Source organism: Nonomuraea sp. NPDC005730 (assembly GCF_040630865.1).
GTDB lineage: Bacteria > Actinomycetota > Actinomycetes > Streptosporangiales > Streptosporangiaceae > Nonomuraea.
In genome coordinates this window covers 52913-71529 of record NZ_JBEXYK010000017.1, presented here as the reverse complement: position 1 = coordinate 71529, position 18617 = coordinate 52913, and the positions used below count along the sequence as shown (strand labels likewise).

Genomic DNA, 18617 nt, shown 5'->3' with positions numbered 1-18617 from the left:
GGGCGGTTAATATGCAGATGTGCCGCTTCCGACCTCCGGCCGACCGCCCTCCACCCATGCCGCCCCGCTTCCGGCCCCGGTCCGGCTGCCGCTTCCGGTTCCCGCCCGGCTGCCCACGGTCGCCGTGCTGGCCTTCGACGGGATGGCGCCGTTCGAGCTGGGGTGTGTCGTGGAGTTCTTCGGGCTGCCCCGGCCCGAGCTGGACGTGCCCTGGTACGACCTCAAGGTGTGCGCCGAGACCGCCGAGCCGCTGCGCGTGGTCGGCGGGTTCACCATGCAGGCCGCGCACGGGCTCGACGTCCTGGCGGGGGCCGGGACGGTGATCGTGCCCGGCGTGGCCGACGTCCGGGGCGAGGTCTCGGGCGAGCTGGTCGAGGCGCTGCGCGTGGCCCACGGCCGGGGTGCCCGGATGGTGTCGATCTGCTCCGGCGCGTTCGCACTGGCCGCCGCCGGTCTGCTGGACGGCCGTGAGGCCACCACCCACTGGAGGTACGCCGACCTGCTCCAGCGGCGCTTCCCCGCCGTCCGCGTCAACCCCTCGGTCCTGTACGTGGACGGCGGCGACGTGCTGACCAGCGCGGGCAGCGCCGCCGGCCTCGACCTGCTCGTCCACCTGGTACGCACCGACCACGGGCCGAACGTGGCCAACGCGGTCGCCCGCCGCCTGGTCGTCCCGCCGCACCGGGAGGGCGGTCAGGCCCAGTTCATCGAGGCCGCCGTCACGCCCGTGGCCGACGACGGCGGCGTGGCCAGGGCCATGGGGTGGGTGCTCGCGCATCTGGCCGAGCCGATCGGCGTGGCGGACCTGGCCGCGGTGGCGCACATGTCGCAACGCTCGTTCATCAGGCACTTCAAGCGGCAGACCGGGACCAGCCCGCTGCGGTGGGTGATCTCGCAGCGGGTGGCGGCGAGCCTGCCGATGCTGGAGTCGACGGCGGTTCCGGTGGAGGAGATCGGGGCGGCCGTCGGGTTCGAGAGCCCGGCGACGTTCCGGCACCACTTCACGCGCGCCATGCGCACCTCGCCCTCCGCCTACCGCCGCGCCTTCGGTCCCTGACTCAACCCGTTGCCGTGTGGCCGGGGCGGGGGAGCAGGCCGTCCACCAGGGTGCGCAGCCCCAGCTCGTAGGTGTCCTCGGCGGTGAGCTCGGCCCAGCGGCCGCCCAGTTCGGCCAGGCGGGGCAGGGCGGCCGGGTCGAGGCCGGCGAAGACCTGGTCGCGGTAGGTCGGCCCGCCCTCCTCGCGCCTGCGCCCGGCCGCCGCGCGGATGGCGATCTCGCCCGCCGTGTAGTGCCAGATGATCCGGTAGAGGTGCACGGCGCGCTCGGCCGTCAGGCCCGCGTCGAGGGCGGCGTCGATGATCTTCTCCGGGTACCACAGCGCGCCGACCGCGAGCAGGTCGTCGGCGCGCAGCACGTCCACCGCCCACGGGCAGCCGGCCACCCCGTCGCGCATGGCCAGGGCCACGACGACCACGCGTTCGCGCGGGTCGGCGGGCAGGTCGGGGCGCGGCAGCCCGGCCGCGTACTCGTCGAGCAGGAGCAGCAGGAGCTCCTCCTTGTCGCGGACGTGGTGGTAGAGCGCCATCGGCGTGCTGCCGACCTCCTTGGCCAGCCTGCGCATGGTCAGCCCGCCGACGCCGTCGGCCTCGATGACCCGGTGCGCCGCTGCCACGATGTCCGCCCGCGAGATCCGGGGCGGCCTTCCAGTGCGTGCGGGCATGCCGTCATGTTACTTTCTATACATGTATAAAAAGACATCTCCCTGGACGGCGGTGGTGGTCCTGGCGTTCGCCGTCGCCGTCGGGTCACTCCAGATGACCGTCGTCGTCCCGATGCTCCCGCTGCTCCAGAGGCAGCTCGGCGCGTCACCCACCTCCGTCTCCTGGACGCTCACCGCCGGCCTGCTGTCCGGCGCGGTCGCGATCCCGCTGCTGTCCCGGCTCGGCGACATGTACGGCCGCCGCGCCGTCGCCCTGTCCGCGCTCGCCCTGCTCGTGGCCGGTGCGGCGGTCGCCGCGCTGTCCGGCACGCTCGGCGCGGTCGTCGCGGGACGGGTGCTCCAGGGCGTGTCCGCCGCGCTGCTCCCGCTGGCCATGGGGCTGGCCAGGCAGGCGGTCCCCGCCCACCGGCTGGCCACGGCGATCGGCGTGCTGAGCGCCACCATCGGCGTGGGCAGCGGCGGCGGCATGATCCTGGCCGGGCTGGTCGGCGGCGACCACCGGGCCATGTTCTGGATCCTGGCGGCGCTGGGCGCGCTGAGCTTCGTCCTGGTGGCGGCCCTGGTGCGGGAGGCCGTGCCGGCCGGGCGCGCCGGGCGTCCCGACCTGGTGGGGGCCGTGCTGGTCGCCGGCTGGCTGGTCTGCCTGCTGCTCGCGATCAGCAAGGGCGGCGCCTGGGGCTGGACGTCGCCGCCGACGTGGGGGCTGCTCGCGGGGGCGGTCGTGCTCGCGGTGGCGTGGGTGGTCACGGCCCGGCGCACCGCCTCGCCGCTGATCGAGATCCCCATGCTGCTGCACCGGGGCACGGTCGGGGCCACGGTGGCCTCGTTCCTCATCGGGTTCGCGCTGTTCGGGGCGATCACCACGCTGTCGGCGGTCGCCCAGGGCGCCCTCGGGGCCTCGGTGCTGCAGGTGGGGCTGTACCTGCTGCCGACCACGGTGCTGATGCTCGCCGTCTCGATGCTGGCCGGGCCGCTGATGCGGCGCTTCCCGGCCGCGGCGCTGGTCTCCGGCGGCTCCGCGCTGGTCACCGCCGCCGCGGTGTGGCTGGTGGTCTTCCGCGACACCGCCGCCGACCTGTACGGGGCCGCCGCCGTCCTGGGCCTCGGCGTCGGCCTGGTCTACGCGGCGCTCGGCACGATGGCCGTCGAGCATGTCGAACCGGCCAAGACCGCGGCGGCCGGCGGTGTGAACGCGCTGGTCAGAGTCGTGGGCAGCAGCCTGGCCGGAGCCGTCGGCGCGGCCGTGTCGGCCACCGGGGGAGCCGGCTGGAGCTTCGGCGTCGCCGCCGTGGCCGCCCTGCTGGCCGCCGTGTTCGCGGCCGTCCACCGGGCGAAGGCGGTGGCGTGGGCATGAGCGCGGAACAGCGCCTGATCGCGTGGGGCGACGAGCTGGTGAAGCTGCACGACGGTTTCCGCCGGGAGCTGGCGCGTCTGCGGGCCGGGGGCGCGGGGTTCGACCTGCGTACGCACTGCCTGGCCTTCTGCGACGCCGTGCACGCCCACCACGAGGGCGAGGACGCGGTCCTGTTCCCGCACCTGGCCGCCGAGCGTCCGGAGCTGGCCGGCGTCCTGGCCCGGCTGGGCGCCGAGCACCGCGTGGTGGCCCGGCTGGTCGCCCGCGTCCGCGACCTGGCCGGCACGGACGCGAGCGCGGGGGACGAGCTCGACCGGCTGGCCGCCGAGCTGGAGGCCCACCTGGACTACGAGGAGGAACAGCTCGTCCCGCTGCTGAACGGCATGACCTCGATGCCCGAGAACCTGTGAGCCCGCCGCCCGTCGTCAGCGGGTGACGGGCGGGTTGAAGCGGTGGTGTTCCGGCGGCGTCCAGCCCGCCCCGACCGTGCCGGCCACCTCCGTGTACGCGGTCAGCTCGAACCGCACCGACCGTTGCGCCGCGGCCCAGTCCACCTCCGCCCGCCCGGTCAGGTGGAGGGTCCGGCCGGCGTCCCAGTCGACGAACAGCAGCCCGGCGGCCGGGTCGAGCTCCAGGTTGCCGAGCGTCATGTACATCGAGTTGCCGACGTAGTCCGGGAACTCCAGCGACCCCGGCCCGGTCACCCGGACGAACCCCGGGTTGCCGCCGCGATGGGAGACGTCGGCGCCCAGGCCCTCGGCGCGGGTGGCGATGAAGAACGTGTCGGCCCGCTCGATCCACTCGACGTGGCCCGGCGCGAGCCGCGTCCCGCCGCCGACGACCTCCCGGACGCCGGGCGCGGCGGTGGGCTCGCGGGCCTGGATGTACTTGGGGCAGTTGGAGTACACCTGCTCCGTCCAGATCACCAGGCCGCCGCCCGCCTGCACGGCGGTGCCGTTCACCCGCATCCGGCGCCGGGTGTGCGGCTCGATGGCCAGCAGCCCGATGTCGCGTTCCGCCGTGAACAGGCCCCGCAGCGGCGCCGCGGGCAGGGTGCGGACGGTGATCGTGCGGTCGTCGTCGGCGTCGGCGAACCCCGGCGGCCCGGTCAGCACGTCGGCCCACACCTGGCCGAGGTCGTCGGCCGCGCCCGCGACCAGCAGGTGCTGCGCACGCAGGAACGCGGCGGCCACCTCGGGGATCTCGGGACGGGTGCGCGAGCTGCCGAACGCCCCCGGCGTCCGCACCCCGGCGCGGGCCTGGACGGCGATCTCCCCTGGATGTCTCATTTAGAAGAATCCGCAGGTCGGAGCGCCGGCGGTGGGAGCGGGACGGTCCCCGGCGGCGCCGGGGGCGGAGATCTCCAGCCGGATGCCGTCGGGGTCCTCGAAGAACACGCCGCCGGAGGAGGCGCCCTCGCCGTGGGGGACCACGCCGTCGTGGTGCAGCTTCGCGCCGATCTCCCTGATGACCTGCTCGGCCCTGCGCACCGCGTCGAGGTCCTCGACCTGGAAGGACAGGTGGTGCAGGCCGGGCAGGGCGGTGGGGAAGCGGCCGTCGCTCTGCTGCCAGAGCGTGACCACGAGCTTGCCGTCCTGGGCGAGGAGGGCGTAGCGGCGGCCGTCCTCGGCGGACTCACTGGCGACGGTGAAGCCGAAGACGCGGCCGTAGAACTCCTTCGACCTGTCGAGGTCGGTGACATTGAGCCCGACGTGCCCGGTCCGGAACGACATACGACTCTCCTCGTCTAACGGTTGCACGACCGAGTGGCCGTTAGAAACCAATATAACGGCAAAAGTCGGTCGTTGGCGTTAGATGGGGCTACTTCTTGTGCTCCCGGTAGTGCCGCGCCGCCCGTGCGCGGTTGCCGCACGCCGGCGAGCACCATTCCTGGCGCGGGTGCTCCTTGACGAAATAGAGCACGCAGCGCGGGGCCCCGCAGGTGCGGAGCAGGACGTGGTCGGGGCCGGCCAGGAACTCCACGGCCGCGACGGCGAGCCGCCCCCGCAGGCGCGTGGACGGGTTCGCCTTGACCGCCGGGACCATGGTCAGCGCCGGCTCGCCGGTCCACGACAGTTGCGGGGCCGTCGGGGCGGCCAGGGCGGTCGCGTTGACGAGCGCCAGCGACTCGGCGAAGCCGGGCAGGGTGGCCGCGTCCGCGACGCTCGGCGGCTCCGGCGCGATCGCCCTGGCCAGCAGTGCCCTCACGGCCTGGCGTAGGCGTACGGTCTGCTCGCGCAACTCCTCCGTGGCGGTGAAGTCGGGCGGCAGCCCCAGGTCGGCCGCGTGCTCGCGGAGCCATTCGGTCATCGCGGCGGCGTCGCGCAGCCGGTCGACGGGCCCGGAGCGGTCGGCCTGGACCGTGCCGGCGAACTCCATGGTCAGCGTGGTGGACATGGCTCCAATCTAACGCCGGTTGGACAGCGCTGCCGTTAGGTAAAAAATTGCCTGTCCGGAAAGATTGCGCGATCAGCAAAAGTGCGTAACCTGAAAGGGTGACCGGATTGAGGGAACGGAAGAAGCAGGCGACCCGCGAGGCGCTGATGGACGCGGCGCTCGGGCTCGCCCTGGAGCGCGGGCTGGAGAACGTCCGGGTGGAGGACGTCGCCGAGCGGGTCGGCGTGTCGCCACGCACGTTCAACAACTACTTCTCCAGCAAGTACGAGGCCCTGGCCGCCCGCCACACCGACCGCGTCCGGCGGACGGTGGCCGTGCTGCGCGCCCGCCCGGCGGCCGAGCCGCTGTGGGAGGCGCTGATCGCGGCCGTCGCCGAGCCCTGGGAACAGGCCATGACCAGCCCGGGGCCGCCGGACGCCGACCGGCTGGCCCTCACCAGGCTGCTGGCCGAGGAGCCCGCGCTGCGCGCCGAGGCGCTGAAGGCCCAGTTCGCGGCCGACGGCGAGCTGGCCGCGGCCGTGGCCGAGCGTACGGGCACCGATCCGGGCGAAGACCTCTACCCGCACCTGGTGGCGGCCACCGTGAGCGCCGCCGTGCAGGTGGCCGTCGGCCACTGGCTGCGCTCCGACCCGCCCGTCCCGCTGGTGCCGGTGCTGCGCGAGGCGCTGCACCGCCTGGCCGCGGGACTGCCGTCCCCCCACCCCCGAACCGAAGGAGAGACCTCATGACCTCGGCAGACTCCACGATCGCGGACGTCGTCATCGCCGGCGCCGGCCCCAACGGCCTGATGCTGGCCTGCGAGCTCGGCCTGGCCGGGATCCGGTCCGTCGTGCTCGAACGCCTGCCCGCCCGCAGCGACCAGCCCAAGGCCAACGGCATCATCGGCCAGGTCGTCGGCCTGCTGCACCAGCGCGGGCTCGCCGCAGCGCCCGTGCCCGTGCCCGCGTTCGTCTTCGGCGCCATGCCGCTCGACCTGGCCGGGCTCGACGGCAACCCGCTGCGCGCGCTCCCCGTCCGGCAGCCGGAGCTGGAGGAGCTGTTCGAGCGGCGGGCCGCCGAGCTGGGCGTGCAGATCCGGCGCGGCCACGAGCTGACCGGCTTCGAGCAGGACGCCGAGGGCGTCACGCTGGCGGTGACGGGCCCCGAAGGTTCCGCCGAGCTGCGTACGCGCTACCTGGTGGGTTGCGACGGCGCCCACAGCCTGGTCAGGAAGCGGGCCGGCATCGGCTTCCCGGGGGTGAGCGCGCCCGACGTCGTCAGTCGCACGGCCCACGTCACCGTGCCGGGGGCGGACGTGCGGCCCGGCACGGCCGAGATGGAGGTGCCCGGCCACGGCACGTTCGTGCTCTACACGTGGCACCGGACCGAGCGCGGCGCGTACGCGATGCTCCCCACGGGGCCGGGCGTGCTCTCGGTCACCGCGATGGAGTGGGGCGGCGAGACCCCCGGCGACGACGTGCCGATGACGATCGGCGAGCTGCGCGCGAGCCTGGCCCGCGTGCTCGGGGCCGACCTGCCGCTCGCCCCGCCCACCGGCGAGGGCACCCACCTGCTCCGGCGTCTGAACGGCCGCGAGACCCGGGTGGCCGACCGCTACCGGGCGGGCCGCGTCTTCGTGGCCGGCGACGCCGCGCACGTGCACTCGGCCATGGGCGCCCCCGGGCTCAACCTCGGCCTCCAGGACGCCGCCAACCTGGCCTGGAAGCTGGCCGCCGAGCTCCAGGGCTGGGCGCCCGAGGGGCTGCTGGACACCTACGACGCCGAGCGCAGGCCCGCCGCCGAACGGGTGGCCGTGCACTCCAGCGCCCAGCTCGCCCTGGCCGCGCCGGGCCCCGACGTGACCGCGCTGCGCACGCTGTTCGCCGAGCTGCTGGGCGACGACGCCAACCGGCGGCGCGTCGCGGCGCTCATGGCGGGCTCCGACCTGCCCTACCCGACGCCCGGCGGCGGGCATCCCCTCGCCGGCCGGTTCCTGGCCGACCTGCCCGCGGAGCCCGCCTTGCGGGCCCGGCCGCTGCTGCTCGACCGCACCGGCGCGCTGCGCGTGCGCCACGAGCGGGTCGAGACGGTCACCGTGCCGTCGTGCCCGGCCGAGGCCGTGCTGGTCCGCCCCGACGGCTACGTGGCCTGGGCGGGCACGCCGGACGAGACGCTGACGCAGGCGCTAGAGACCTGGTTCGGCAAGGGTGTCGAGGTGGCGGCGTAGACAGCGGCGCATCAGGCCGGGCGTCATCCGTTCGGGGTGCAGCACGCCCTCGACCGTGAGCCCGTCGATCAGCGCGCCCAGCCGTTCGGTCTCCACCTCGACGTCGGCGCCCAGACGGCCGTGCGCGGCGATGCCCTCGATGATCCGGCCGACCAGGCGGCGCATGCCGTCGTAGGCCTCGCGGGCCAGCGGCCGCAGCTCCGGCCGGGTGCGCGCGGCCGTCGTGAAGGCCAGCCAGACCGCCGCCTCCTCCAGCCGCGGCTCGTCCAGGGGCAGCAGCTCCGACAACATCCGCTCCACCAGCTCGGTCCGCTCCGCGCCGTTCTGTGCGGCGAGCAGCGGGCCGACGCGTTCCTCCAGGCGGGCGCCGACCCGCTCGATCGAGGCGCGCATCGCGAACGTCATCAGCTCGGTGTGCCCGGCGAAGTAGTGGCGGACCGAGCCGATGGCGAGCCCGGCCTCCTCCGCCACGTTCCGCAGCGACGCCTGCTCGAACCCGGCGCGGCGCACGACCCGGAACACGGCGTCGGCCACCTCGTCGCGGCGGGCCTCGGGATCCACGACTTTCGGCATGTTGTCCTTTATAGCACGGCCCTGCTAATTTATTTAGCATGGACGTGCTACTAATCGCCGCGCTCGTCGTCTACGCCGTGGCCCGGCGCATGATCGGCCAGCCGCTGGTCGCCAAGGACGTGTACGCGCCGCCGGTCATCCTCATCGGCATCGGCCTCCACGGCCTGCTCGACCTGCGCCCCACCGCGCTCGACATCATGTGGCTGGTGGTCACCGCCCTGATCGGCGTGGCCTTCGGCGCCCTGCGCGCCGCCACCACGCAGATCTTCCCCAAGGACGGCGTGCTCTGGCAGCGCTACACCTGGCGGACGCTGGTCGTGTGGGTCGTGACGTTCGCGATCAGCTTCGGCGTGGGCGCGCTGGCGCTGGCCGCCGGCATGCACGAGGAGGTGCGCTCGATCCCGCTGTCGATCGGCGTCGGCCTGCTCGGCGAGGCTCTGGTGATCCTGGCCAGGTCGCGGACGGCGGGCGCGCCGTTCAAGCGTTAGTCTGCGGTCAGAACAACATTCTGTGCACGAGGAGAGCCATGCCGGACAACCTCATCTTCCGCCTGCCGCCGACGTTCGAGACGATCGAGGAGGAGCGGCGGCACCGCAAGGAACGGCTCGCGGCGGCGCTGCGCATCTTCGGCAGGTTCGGGTTCGAGGAGGGGGTGGCCGGGCACATCACCGCCCGCGACCCCGAGCTGAGCGACCACTTCTGGGTCAACCCGTTCGGCATGTCGTTCAAGCACGTCAGGGTCAGCGACCTCATCCTGGTCAACCACGAGGGCCAGGTCGTCGAGGGCCGCTACCACGTCAACGAGGCCGCCTTCGCCATCCACTCCCAGGTGCACCAGGCCCGTCCCGACGTCGTCGCGGCCGCCCACAGCCACTCGATCCACGGCCGCGCCCTGTCGGCGCTCGGCCAGACCATCGAGCCCATCACCCAGGACGCCTGCGCCTTCTACCAGGACAACGCGCTGTTCGACGACTACACGGGCGTCGTGACCGACCTGGAGGAGGGCAAGCGCATCGCCGCGACGCTGGGCGGCAACAAGGCCCTCGTGCTGCGCAACCACGGCCTGCTGACCGTCGGCGACACGGTCGACGCGGCCGCCTGGTGGTTCATCACCATGGAACGCTCGGCCCAGGTGCAGCTCCTGGCCAAGGCCGCCGGGCAGGTCGTGCCCATCGAGCCCGACAACGCCGCGCTCACCCACCAGCAGATCGGCAACGACCTGGTCGGCTGGATCAACTACCAGCCGCTGCACGACCAGATCGTGCGCGAGCAGCCCGACCTGTTCGAGTAGGGCTCTCAGGCGCTGCGGAAGGTGTGCCGGTAGGTCAGCGGCGCGACGCCGACGGCCGCGTGCAGGTGCTGCCGGAGCGAGACCGCCGTGCCGAAGCCGGAGCGCCTGGCCACCTCCTCCACGCCGAGGTCGGTGGTCTCCAGCAGGCGCCTGGCGTGGCGGACGCGGTGGCCGGACAGCCATTTGGCCGGGCTCATGCCGGTCTCCTCGCGAAAGCGCCTGGTGAAGGTGCGCACGCTCATCCTGGCGTGGGCGGCCAGCACGGCGAGGTCGAGCGGGGCGTCGAGGTGGGACAGCATCCAGTCGCGGGTCGCGGCGGTGCCGCCGGCGCCGTCGTGCGGCAGGGGGCGCTCGATGTACTGCGCCTGGCCGCCGTCCCGCCAGGGCGGCATCACGCAGCGGCGGGCGGTCCGGTTGGCCACCTCGGTGCCGTGGTCGCGCTTGATCACGTACAGGCACAGGTCGAGGCCGGCCGCCACCCCGGCCGAGGTCAGCACGTCGCCGTCGTCCACGAAGAGCACGTCGGGGTCCAGCTTGACCTGCGGGAACAGCGCGGCGAACCGGCCCGCCTCGCGCCAGTGCGTGGTGGCCGGGCGGCCGTCAAGCAGGCCCGCCGCGGCCAGCACGAACGCGCCCGTGCAGATCGACATGACCCGCGGCCGGTCCTGGAGGGCCGCCCGCAGGGTGGCGGTGATCGTGCCGTCCTTCATCGCCCGGCCCGCGTGGATGCCGGGCACCAGCACCGTGTCGGCCGTGTCCAGCACGTCGAGGTCGTGGTCGGGCAGCACGGTGTAGCCGGCCGTGCAGCGGACCGGCTCGCGGTCGGGGGAGCAGGTCACGACCTCGTAGAGCTTCTCGCCGTCCGGCGTCTCGGCCGACTCGAAGACCTGGCCGGGCACGCCGAGGTCGAGCGGGGCGAAGTGGTTCAGCACGACGACCGCGACACGATGGGCCATGGCCCGATTCTTGCACATATTGGCTTTCGGGCCACTCGCGCCGTCAAAAAGCGATGAATCAGGATTGGCGCATGACGTTGAGCACCACCCCCGCCCCCACGCGGACCCGCAGGATCCACCGCGCCTGGTGGGTCGCGGCCGTGGCCTTCGTGGCCATCCTCGGCGCGGCCGGCTTCCGCGCCACCCCCGGCGTGCTGATCACCCCGCTGCACGACGAGTTCGGCTGGAGCACGGGCACGATCTCGCTGGCCGTGTCGATCAACCTGGTGCTCTACGGGCTGACCGCGCCCTTCGCCGCCGCGCTGATGGACCGCTTCGGCATGCGCCGCGTGGTGTCGCTGGCCCTGCTGCTGGTCGCGGTGGGCAGCGGGCTCACCGTGATCATGACGGCGAGCTGGCACCTGCTGCTGTTCTGGGGCGTGTTCATCGGGCTCGGCACCGGGTCGATGGCGCTGGTGTTCGCCGCCACGGTGACCGACCGCTGGTTCGTCCGGCACCGGGGGCTGGTCACCGGCATCCTGACCGCGGCGGGCGCGACGGGACAGCTCATCTTCCTGCCCGTGCTGGCCTGGCTCGCCGAGGGGCCGGGCTGGCGGGTGGCCTCCCTGACGGTGGCGGGCGCCGCGCTCGCGGTGGTGCCGTTCGTCTGGTGGTTGCTGCGCGACCACCCCGAGGAGGTGGGCACGACGGCGCTCGGCGCCGAGGCGGGCGCCGTACGGACCGGGCCGGCCGGCGGGAACGCGGCGGCGCGGGCGCTGACGGTGCTGCGCTCGGCCGCGCGCACGCGGCCCTTCTGGTTCCTCGCCGGCGGCTTCGCGATCTGCGGCATGAGCACGAACGGCCTGGTCGGCACCCACTTCATCCCCGCCGCGCACGACCACGGCATGGCCGAGCCGGTCGCCGCCGGCCTGCTCGCGATCATCGGGATCTTCGACATCGCCGGGACGGTCGCCTCCGGCTGGCTCAGCGACAAGGTCAACCCCAAGCTGCTGCTCGGCGTGTACTACGGCCTGCGCGGCCTGTCGCTGATGTTGCTGCCCGGCCTGTTCGCGGCCACCACCGAGCCGAGCATGCTGATCTTCATCGTGTTCTACGGCCTGGACTGGGTGGCCACCGTGCCCCCGACCGTCGCCCTGTGCCGCCAGATCTACGGCCAGGACGGCGCGGTCGTGTTCGGCTGGGTGTTCGCCTCGCACCAGGTGGGCGCCGCCGTCGCCGCCGTGGGCGCCGGCCTGACCCGCGACCACCTCGGCGCCTACGACCTGGCCTGGTACGCCGCCGGGGCCCTCTGCCTGCTGGCCGCGGGAATGTCCCTGGCCATCCGGCATGCTAGACGGTGATGAACGAGACCGAACTGATGGTCCTCCCCCTCGTGGTCAGGATCGAGAGGGCCGCTCCCCCCGAGCGCACCGACGCGCTGGAGGCCGCCGCCATGGCCGTGCTGAGCCTTTTGGACGACCCGGGGGAGTGGGCCGCCGAGCTGCACGCCTGGCAGTCCACCGGCAAGATCCGCAAGGTGGTGCGGCGCGCCAGGGGCGCCGAGTGGCGCAGGGCCGCCGCGCTCCCCGGCCGCACGGTCGAGCACCGCACGGCGGAGGTGCGGGTGCACCCGCCCGTGCCGCTCGACGCCTGGCCCAAGGACCTGGCCCGGCTCCAGGTGGGCGGCACCGAGCTGAGCGACACGGCCGAGCCGGGCGACCCGACTGGTCCGCCGGTCCTGTGGGAGAACCCGAAGCTGACCATGTCGGCGGGCAAGGCCATGGCCCAGGCCGGGCACGCCGCGCAGCTCGCCTGGTGGGCCAGCGACGAGGCCGAGCGGGCCGCCTGGCGGGCGGACGGCCTGGCGGTCGCCGTGCGCGCCGCGCCCGGCAGGGACGACTTCGACGCCAAGGTGGCCGCCGGGCTGCCCGTGGTGCGCGACGCCGGGTTCACCGAGATCGAGCCGGGTTCGTGCACGTTCGTCGCCGAGGCGCCCTGGCTCCTCGGGCGGGTCGCTAGATCGTGAAGACGTCGGCCAGCACGCCGCCCGCCGGGGTGATCCGGGCGGGCGACGGGCTGTCGTAGACGACCATGAGCCGGCCGTCGGGCAGCACGGCCAGCCCCTCCGGATGGTCGTCGCCGACGCCGTAGGGCAGCTCCAGGACCGTCTCCAGATCGTGCGCGGGCACGAGCCCGCCGCCCTGCCGCTCGCGCCAGCGCACGACCCGCACCGGGCCGTCCAAACTCATCGTGGGACCGGTGAGCAGCAGCAGGTCGCCGCCGTGCGGGCACATGTCCCGCACGCCCAGCCCGCCGAGGTCCAGGAAGTGTTTGCGGTACGGCCCGTCGAGCCGTAACCGGCCGCCGCCGTCGTCCACCGGACGGATCTCCAGCACCACCGCCCAGCCGCGCAGCACCGGCCCGCGCAGCCCCAGGTAGACCCGCTCGCCCACGACCGCGATGCCCTCGATGTCGAGCCCGTTGTCCTTGCCTGGCAGCGCCAGGAACGGCGCCAGATGGCGGTCGCCGGCCAGCATGGCGGCGACGTTGCGCTCGCCGGACAGGATCGCGCCGGGCAGCGGACGCTCGCCGGTCCCGTCCAGCGGCAGCCGGACCAGGATGAACCGGTTCTCCTCGCGGACGACCGTGCCCAGCCTCCTGATCGACTTCTCCGGCGAGCCCGGCTTGGCCTTGCGGCGCTTGAGACTGTGCGAGCCGACCGCCCACAGATGGCCGTCGGCCCTGGCCAGCCCCTCGATGTCGGCCTCGTCGAAGCGTCCGGCGGGCAGGTCCACGTAGTCGGCCAGAAAGAAGGAGCGCTCGTCGCCGAAGTGGTCGCCGGTCCAGGTGAGCCGCTCGACGGTGGCGGTCTCGTCGCCGGCCACCCACAACCCCGACGGTTCCCACCTGACCGCCGAGAGATTCGTGTGCGTCTGGGCGAACCGGGAGTCCTCGCCGAACCGCAGTTCCACCTGTTCCACCACGCCATGATTGCACTTCGGTCGCTTCACACACGCAATGGCGGGATATGTCGTACGCTCCCGTCGTGCTCCATGGGGAAGATGAGACCGAGGGTTCACGAGTGAGAACCACAGACCGCCCTGCGAACCCTGTTTCACCGCCCAGGCGCTCCCGCATCGGCGATGTCCGGATGCGGTCGATATATCGGGGGCTCGCCGCCGTGGCGGCCGTGGCGGTCGGCGCCACGGTGATCGTCCTGGCGCTCCCCTCCGGGCCGGACGAGGTCGTGGCGGGGCCGGTAACCGCGCCGCCGGCCGCACCCGCCTCGTCCGCACCCGCCTCATCCGCTCCGGCCCCCACGCCGTCGGCCACCCTCACGCGGACGTCGCCCCCCACGCCGACGTCCGCCCTCACGCCGACCCCGACTCCGTCGCCGGGCGCCTCGCTCGCGCCCGGCTACACCGCCATGCAGGCCCTGTACGCCGACCCCCGGGTCCCCCGCCTGACCGGACGGGTCAAGCGGATGGCCCTGCCCCGGCCGGCCAGGCGCCTGGTGAAGGACAGGCGCACCGGCCTGGCCGTGCCCCGGCTGGGCAAGCCGTGGAAGGTGCACGGCGCGGCGCCGTTCACCAGCAAGCAGGTGCTGCCGGCGGCGCGCGGCGGCAAGCTGCGCGGCATGCTCGTGACCTGCCCGCTGCCGATCATGGAGCAGAGGTCGCCGCGCGACACGGCGCTGCTGGCCGCGCGCTGGACGCTCAACCACCACCCCAAGGGCTCCAAGATCAGTTGGCTCGCCTCACAACGTGTCAAAACCGGATGGATGCTCGTATACCGCGTCAAATACGGCAGACATTCCTCCCGAGCGGCCGTCGTGGTGATGGACGGGGGAATGAGCAAGCCGGGACTTGCGTTCGTCACAGTGCCTGACTCGCAGAGAAAGCGTTGGCGTGATATTGGCCGCGTGGTCTCAGGAGTGCGTGTTCTAGGCTAGAAAGATCATGTATGCGGCGATGTGGGGGAGTGACGCCGTGGAACGCTCTGGACCGCCGCAGGCACCGAACAAGGGCAAGGTCAAGCCGCCCTGGCGCTCGGAGGGCCTGCCCGGTTCGCCAGGCGGGCGGCCGAAGATCAACTGGTGGCGCTTCGTCGTCACCCTGCTCGTGGTGTACGCGGGCTTCTTCGTCGTCTCCTCGCTGGTCGACAACAACTCGGTCGAGACGATCTCCTACACCGAGTTCACCAAGCAGGTCGACGCGAAGAACGTCAAGGACATCTACGCCCAGGGCCTGTCGGTCGAGGGCGACCTGAGGAGCGCGGCCAAGAACCCCGAGAGCAACGAGTCCTACACCAAGTTCCAGACCGAGATCCCCGCCTTCGCCAACACCGACCAGCTCGACCAGCAGCTCAAGTCGGCCCAGGTGGAGACCACGTCCAAGCCGCTGACCCGCGGCTTCTTCTCCAACCTGCTGCTGTCGCTGCTGCCCGTGCTGCTGCTGGCCGGCCTGTGGATCTGGATCATGCGCCGCGGCGCCAGCATGATGGGCGGCGGCCTGAGCGGGCTCGGCAAGTCCAAGGCCGCCAAGCCGGTCGAGGCCGGCAAGGTGCGCGTCACGTTCGACGACGTCGCCGGCATCGACGAGGTGGAGAACGAGCTCGTCGAGGTCGTCGACTACCTCAAGGACCCCGGCAAGTACCGCAGGCTGGGCGCCAAGCTGCCCAAGGGCGTGCTGCTCGCCGGCCCTCCCGGCACCGGCAAGACGCTGCTGGCCAGGGCCGTGGCGGGCGAGGCCAAGGTGCCGTACTTCTCGGCCAGCGCCTCCGAGTTCATCGAGATGATCGTCGGCGTGGGCGCCTCGCGCGTCCGCGACCTGTTCGAGGAGGCCCGCAAGGTCGCGCCCTCGATCGTGTTCATCGACGAGATCGACGCCATCGGACGGGCCCGCGGCGGCGCGGGCGGCATCGGCGGCCACGACGAGCGCGAGCAGACGCTCAACCAGATCCTCACCGAGATGGACGGCTTCTCCGGCGCCGAGGGCGTGATCGTCATCGGGGCCACCAACCGGCCCGAGATCCTCGACCCGGCGCTGCTGCGCCCTGGGCGCTTCGACCGTACGGTGCAGGTGGGCCTGCCCGACGCGGCCGGACGCACGGCCATCCTGGAGGTCCACTCGCGCGGCGTGCCGCTCGACGGCGGGGTCAGCCTCGACCGCATCGCCAAGACCACGCCCGGCATGACCGGCGCCGACCTGGCCAACCTGGTCAACGAGGCCGCACTCCTCGCCGCCAAGCGCGGCAAGGAGAAGGTCGACATGTCCGACTTCGCGGACGCGCTGGAGAAGCTCCAGCTCGGCGCGGCCCGCAGCATCGTGATGCCGGAGGAGGAGCGCACCCGCACCGCCTTCCACGAGGCCGGGCACGCCCTGCTCGGCATGCTCCAGCCCGGCGCCGACCCGGTCAGGAAGATCTCGATCATCCCCCGCGGCCGGGCGCTCGGCGTCACGCTGTCCACCCCCGACACCGACCGCTACGCCTACGACGAGCCGTACCTGCGCGGGCGCATCACCGGCGCGCTCGGCGGCATGGCGGCCGAGCAGGTCGTCTACGGCATCATCACCACCGGCGCCGAGAACGACCTCGAACAGGTCACCATGATCGCGCGCGGCATGGTGGGCCGCTGGGGCATGTCGGAGAAGATCGGCCCGCTGACCATCCTGCCCAACGACGGCTCCTCGCCGCAGGCGTCGCCGGCCACGCTGGCCACCGTCGACGAGGAGGCGCGGCGCATCGTGGACGAGTGCTACGAGCGCGCCGTCCAGGTGCTCACCGAGAACCGCGAACGGCTCGACGGCATCGTGGCGGCCCTGCTCGAACACGAGACGCTCGACGAGGCGAGCGCGTACGCCGCCGCCGGCCTGGCCAGCGGCAGCAAGCAGCCCGCCCTCGACTGAGCCACGGCAGACCCGCCTTTCCCGAGACTTAGCGGAACCCCGGCCTTGCCTCGATCACGGCCGGGGAACGTCTCCCGCGACTCGGATCGGGGGACTGCCTTGACACTGAATGACGAGCTCCTCACCCAGCTCGGCGACTCAGGCGTAGACCAGATCGCCGGCATGCTCGGCACCGACACGGCCACGGCGCGCAAGGTCGTCGAGGCCGTGGCCGGCACCGTGATCGGCGGCATGGCCCGCAACGCCGAGCACCCCGACGGCGCCGAGGCCCTGCGCGGCGCCCTCGACGACCACGTCGACGCCGACCCCTTCAACGGCGACGTGGCCTCGCTGACCCGCGACGGCCACAGCATCCTCGGCCACGTCCTCGGTGGCCAGGGCACCGAACGGGCCGCGGCCGGGCTCTCGCAACTGGCCTGCGTCAGCTCCGGCACCATCATGAGGCTGCTCCCGCTCGTCGCCCCCATGGTCATGTCCCTCCTGGCCGGCCGCGCCGCGAGGGCCAACATGGACGCCTCCGCCCTGGCCGCCGACCTGCGCGAGGAGCAGGCCTCGCTGCCCGGCGGCCTCGGCCACCTGCTCGACGGCCTGCTCAGCGGCATCTTCGGCGGCACCGTCCCGGCCCAGGGCGGCCCGTACGACCCGGCCGACCGGCAGCCCGCCAGGGGCACCCCCAACCACGACTGGTGACCGCGCGGGCCTTCGGTAAGCTGGGACGATGATCGTTCTGGCCTCTGCCTCGCCCACCCGCCTCACCGTGCTGCGCAACGCCGGCCTCGACCCCAAGGTGATCGTCTCCGGGGTCGACGAGGACGCCTTCTCCGCGCACTCACCGGCGGCGCTCAGCCTCGTCCTGGCCAAGGCCAAGGCGGAGGCGGTCGCGAGCGGGCTGGAGGAGGGCCTGGTCATCGGCTGCGACTCGATCCTCGAGCTCGACGGCCGCCCCTACGGCAAGCCCGGCACGCCCGAGGAGGCCGTCCAGCGCTGGCGGATCATGCGCGGCCGCACCGGCCGCCTGGTGACCGGCCACTGCGTGATCGACGTGCCGGCGGGCCGGCAGGCGGCGCAGGTGGCCTCCACCGTGGTGCGCTTCGGCCAGCCGTCGGAGGAGGAGATCGCCGCCTACGTCGCCACCGGCGAACCGCTCGGCCTGGCCGGCGGGTTCAGCATCGAGGGGCGCGGCGGCTGGTTCGTCGAGGGCATCGAGGGCGACCACGGCAACGTGCTCGGGGTGTCCCTGCCGCTGCTGCGCGAGCTGTTCGACGAGCTGGGTTACGCGATCACGTCGTTCTGGCGCTAGCCTGCCGGGCATGCGATCTCTGCGCGACTTCGCCGCCGGCGTCGGCTTCTTCTTCCAGGGTCTCGGCTGGGTGTCGCGGCACGGCCGGTGGTGGCTGTTCGGGCTGATCCCGGCGGTGATCGCGTTCGCCGTCTACGTGGCGGCGCTGATCCTGCTCGGCACCCACGCGCGCGACCTGGCCGAGTTCTTCACCCCGTTCGCCGACTCGTGGAGCTGGGTCGACCTGTTCCGCACGCTGGTGGGCATCGCGCTCTTCCTCGGCGGGCTGGCGCTGGCGGTGCTGACGTTCGCGGCGCTGACGCTGGCGATCGGCGAGCCGTTCTACGAACGCCTCTCGGCCGAGGCCGACCCGCTGCCCGGCGCGGTGGAGCAGCCGTGGTGGCGTACGCTGCCCCGCTCGATCAGGGACAGCCTGGTCACCCTGTTCTACGTGCTGCTGTTCACCGTGCCGCTGTTCTTCCTGGGGTTCGTGCCGGTGATCGGCCAGACGGTGGTGCCCGTGCTCGGGGCCTTCATCTCAGGGTTCTTCCTGACGGTCGAGCTGACCACGCTGGCCCTCGAACGCCGGGGGGTGGCCAGGAAGGAACGCTTCGCGCTGCTGCGCCGGAACATGGCGACCACGCTGGGGTTCGGGGTGGTGGGGTTCCTGCTGTTCCTGGTGCCGTTCGTGGCGGTGGTGGCCATGCCGGCCGCGGTGGCCGGCGCCGCCCTCCTCGTACGCGCCCGCATCGCCCCCACCCCACCCCTGGACCCCACCCCCAACCCCACCCACCTGACCCCACCGGCCTGATCCCCACCCGCGTGATCCCACCGGCCTGATCCCCATCCGCGTGATCCCCACCTGCGGCCCCACCCGCCTGACCTGCCGGTCTGTTTCGCCCTCCGCGGTCGTCCACAGGGTGGGCCGTCGGGGCGCTCGTCGTCCACAGAA

General features: G+C 73.1%; 21 protein-coding genes. 14 read left to right on the top strand and 7 right to left on the bottom strand.

Annotated elements, in window-relative coordinates:
* Window positions 1-19: 19 nt before the first annotated feature.
* A complete protein-coding gene (locus ABZ444_RS21660) occupies window positions 20-1057 on the top strand; it encodes a helix-turn-helix domain-containing protein (protein ID WP_357999590.1) in 1038 nt (345 codons plus the stop codon).
* 1 nt (window position 1058) lies between these two features.
* Here the strand turns inward: ABZ444_RS21660 and ABZ444_RS21655 are convergent, their stop codons facing one another.
* Entirely contained in the window at window positions 1059-1721 is a 663-nt protein-coding gene (locus tag ABZ444_RS21655) for a TetR/AcrR family transcriptional regulator (protein ID WP_357999588.1), read from the bottom strand.
* Window positions 1722-1743: 22 nt separating this feature from the next.
* Here ABZ444_RS21655 and ABZ444_RS21650 point away from each other — a divergent pair, with 22 nt between their 5' ends.
* Window positions 1744-3075, top strand: coding sequence for an MFS transporter (locus ABZ444_RS21650; RefSeq protein WP_357999585.1), 1332 nt, complete (start codon window positions 1744-1746; stop codon window positions 3073-3075).
* Window positions 3072-3485 (top strand): hemerythrin domain-containing protein, encoded by a 414-nt coding sequence (locus ABZ444_RS21645; protein ID WP_357999582.1) that lies wholly within the window; start codon window positions 3072-3074, stop codon window positions 3483-3485. The genes ABZ444_RS21650 and ABZ444_RS21645 overlap by 4 nt, the downstream gene beginning before the upstream one ends.
* A 15-nt stretch (window positions 3486-3500) precedes the next feature.
* On the opposite strand, the gene ABZ444_RS21640 is transcribed toward ABZ444_RS21645, so the two are convergent.
* The 3 genes from ABZ444_RS21640 to ABZ444_RS21630 form a co-directional block, all read right to left on the bottom strand.
* Window positions 3501-4364 carry a pyridoxamine 5'-phosphate oxidase family protein gene (locus ABZ444_RS21640; protein ID WP_357999579.1) on the bottom strand — a complete coding sequence of 288 codons (864 nt, stop codon included), beginning with the start codon at window positions 4362-4364 and terminating at the stop codon, window positions 3501-3503.
* A complete protein-coding gene (locus ABZ444_RS21635) occupies window positions 4365-4808 on the bottom strand; it encodes a VOC family protein (protein WP_357999576.1) in 444 nt (147 codons plus the stop codon).
* Between the two features lie 88 nt (window positions 4809-4896).
* The gene (locus tag ABZ444_RS21630) at window positions 4897-5472 is read right to left on the bottom strand and encodes an ABATE domain-containing protein (protein WP_357999573.1); all 576 of its coding nucleotides are present in this window, start codon (window positions 5470-5472) and stop codon (window positions 4897-4899) included.
* Window positions 5473-5570: 98 nt separating this feature from the next.
* On the opposite strand from ABZ444_RS21630, the gene ABZ444_RS21625 reads away from it, so the two are divergent.
* Both ABZ444_RS21625 and ABZ444_RS21620 read left to right on the top strand, forming a co-directional pair.
* Window positions 5571-6200 (top strand): TetR family transcriptional regulator, encoded by a 630-nt coding sequence (locus ABZ444_RS21625; protein ID WP_357999570.1) that lies wholly within the window; start codon window positions 5571-5573, stop codon window positions 6198-6200.
* A complete protein-coding gene (locus ABZ444_RS21620; protein ID WP_357999567.1) occupies window positions 6197-7678 on the top strand; it encodes an FAD-dependent monooxygenase in 1482 nt (493 codons plus the stop codon). The genes ABZ444_RS21625 and ABZ444_RS21620 overlap by 4 nt, the downstream gene beginning before the upstream one ends.
* On the opposite strand, the gene ABZ444_RS21615 is transcribed toward ABZ444_RS21620, so the two are convergent.
* The gene (locus ABZ444_RS21615; RefSeq protein ID WP_357999564.1) at window positions 7637-8251 is read right to left on the bottom strand and encodes a TetR family transcriptional regulator C-terminal domain-containing protein; all 615 of its coding nucleotides are present in this window, start codon (window positions 8249-8251) and stop codon (window positions 7637-7639) included. The two genes, ABZ444_RS21620 and ABZ444_RS21615, sit on opposite strands and share 42 nt — an antisense overlap.
* A 38-nt stretch (window positions 8252-8289) precedes the next feature.
* Here ABZ444_RS21615 and ABZ444_RS21610 point away from each other — a divergent pair, with 38 nt between their 5' ends.
* Together ABZ444_RS21610 and ABZ444_RS21605 are read left to right on the top strand one after the other, a co-directional pair.
* Window positions 8290-8739 carry a hypothetical protein gene (locus ABZ444_RS21610; protein WP_357999562.1) on the top strand — a complete coding sequence of 150 codons (450 nt, stop codon included), beginning with the start codon at window positions 8290-8292 and terminating at the stop codon, window positions 8737-8739.
* A 38-nt stretch (window positions 8740-8777) separates the two neighbouring features.
* Window positions 8778-9542, top strand: a complete 765-nt coding sequence (locus ABZ444_RS21605) for a class II aldolase/adducin family protein (protein ID WP_352357888.1) — start codon at window positions 8778-8780, stop codon at window positions 9540-9542.
* A gap of 5 nt (window positions 9543-9547) precedes the next feature.
* On the opposite strand, the gene ABZ444_RS21600 is transcribed toward ABZ444_RS21605, so the two are convergent.
* A complete protein-coding gene (locus ABZ444_RS21600; RefSeq protein WP_357999559.1) occupies window positions 9548-10498 on the bottom strand; it encodes a DJ-1/PfpI family protein in 951 nt (316 codons plus the stop codon).
* A gap of 71 nt (window positions 10499-10569) precedes the next feature.
* Here ABZ444_RS21600 and ABZ444_RS21595 point away from each other — a divergent pair, with 71 nt between their 5' ends.
* Together ABZ444_RS21595 and ABZ444_RS21590 are read left to right on the top strand one after the other, a co-directional pair.
* A complete protein-coding gene (locus ABZ444_RS21595; protein ID WP_357984854.1) occupies window positions 10570-11838 on the top strand; it encodes an MFS transporter in 1269 nt (422 codons plus the stop codon).
* Entirely contained in the window at window positions 11838-12503 is a 666-nt protein-coding gene (locus tag ABZ444_RS21590; RefSeq protein WP_357999556.1) for a peptidyl-tRNA hydrolase, read from the top strand. The genes ABZ444_RS21595 and ABZ444_RS21590 overlap by 1 nt, the downstream gene beginning before the upstream one ends.
* Here ABZ444_RS21590 and ABZ444_RS21585 read toward each other — a convergent pair.
* Window positions 12493-13461 carry a DUF3616 domain-containing protein gene (locus tag ABZ444_RS21585; RefSeq protein WP_357999553.1) on the bottom strand — a complete coding sequence of 323 codons (969 nt, stop codon included), beginning with the start codon at window positions 13459-13461 and terminating at the stop codon, window positions 12493-12495. The genes ABZ444_RS21590 and ABZ444_RS21585 overlap by 11 nt on opposite strands.
* Window positions 13462-13628: 167 nt before the next feature.
* On the opposite strand from ABZ444_RS21585, the gene ABZ444_RS21580 reads away from it, so the two are divergent.
* The 5 genes from ABZ444_RS21580 (at window position 13629) to ABZ444_RS21560 (ending at window position 18476) form a co-directional block, all read left to right on the top strand.
* Window positions 13629-14429 carry a hypothetical protein gene (locus ABZ444_RS21580; RefSeq protein ID WP_357999550.1) on the top strand — a complete coding sequence of 267 codons (801 nt, stop codon included), beginning with the start codon at window positions 13629-13631 and terminating at the stop codon, window positions 14427-14429.
* A gap of 37 nt (window positions 14430-14466) precedes the next feature.
* Window positions 14467-16386, top strand: coding sequence for an ATP-dependent zinc metalloprotease FtsH (gene ftsH, locus ABZ444_RS21575; protein WP_357984867.1), 1920 nt, complete (start codon window positions 14467-14469; stop codon window positions 16384-16386).
* A gap of 99 nt (window positions 16387-16485) precedes the next feature.
* Complete coding sequence (locus ABZ444_RS21570) at window positions 16486-17076, top strand: DUF937 domain-containing protein (protein ID WP_357999547.1); 591 nt, start codon at window positions 16486-16488, stop codon at window positions 17074-17076.
* Window positions 17077-17104: 28 nt separating this feature from the next.
* Window positions 17105-17686 carry a nucleoside triphosphate pyrophosphatase gene (locus ABZ444_RS21565; RefSeq protein ID WP_357999544.1) on the top strand — a complete coding sequence of 194 codons (582 nt, stop codon included), beginning with the start codon at window positions 17105-17107 and terminating at the stop codon, window positions 17684-17686.
* 10 nt (window positions 17687-17696) lie between these two features.
* Window positions 17697-18476: an EI24 domain-containing protein gene (locus ABZ444_RS21560; protein WP_357999541.1), complete on the top strand. Its 780-nt coding sequence runs from the start codon at window positions 17697-17699 to the stop codon at window positions 18474-18476.
* Window positions 18477-18617 lie beyond the last annotated feature (141 nt).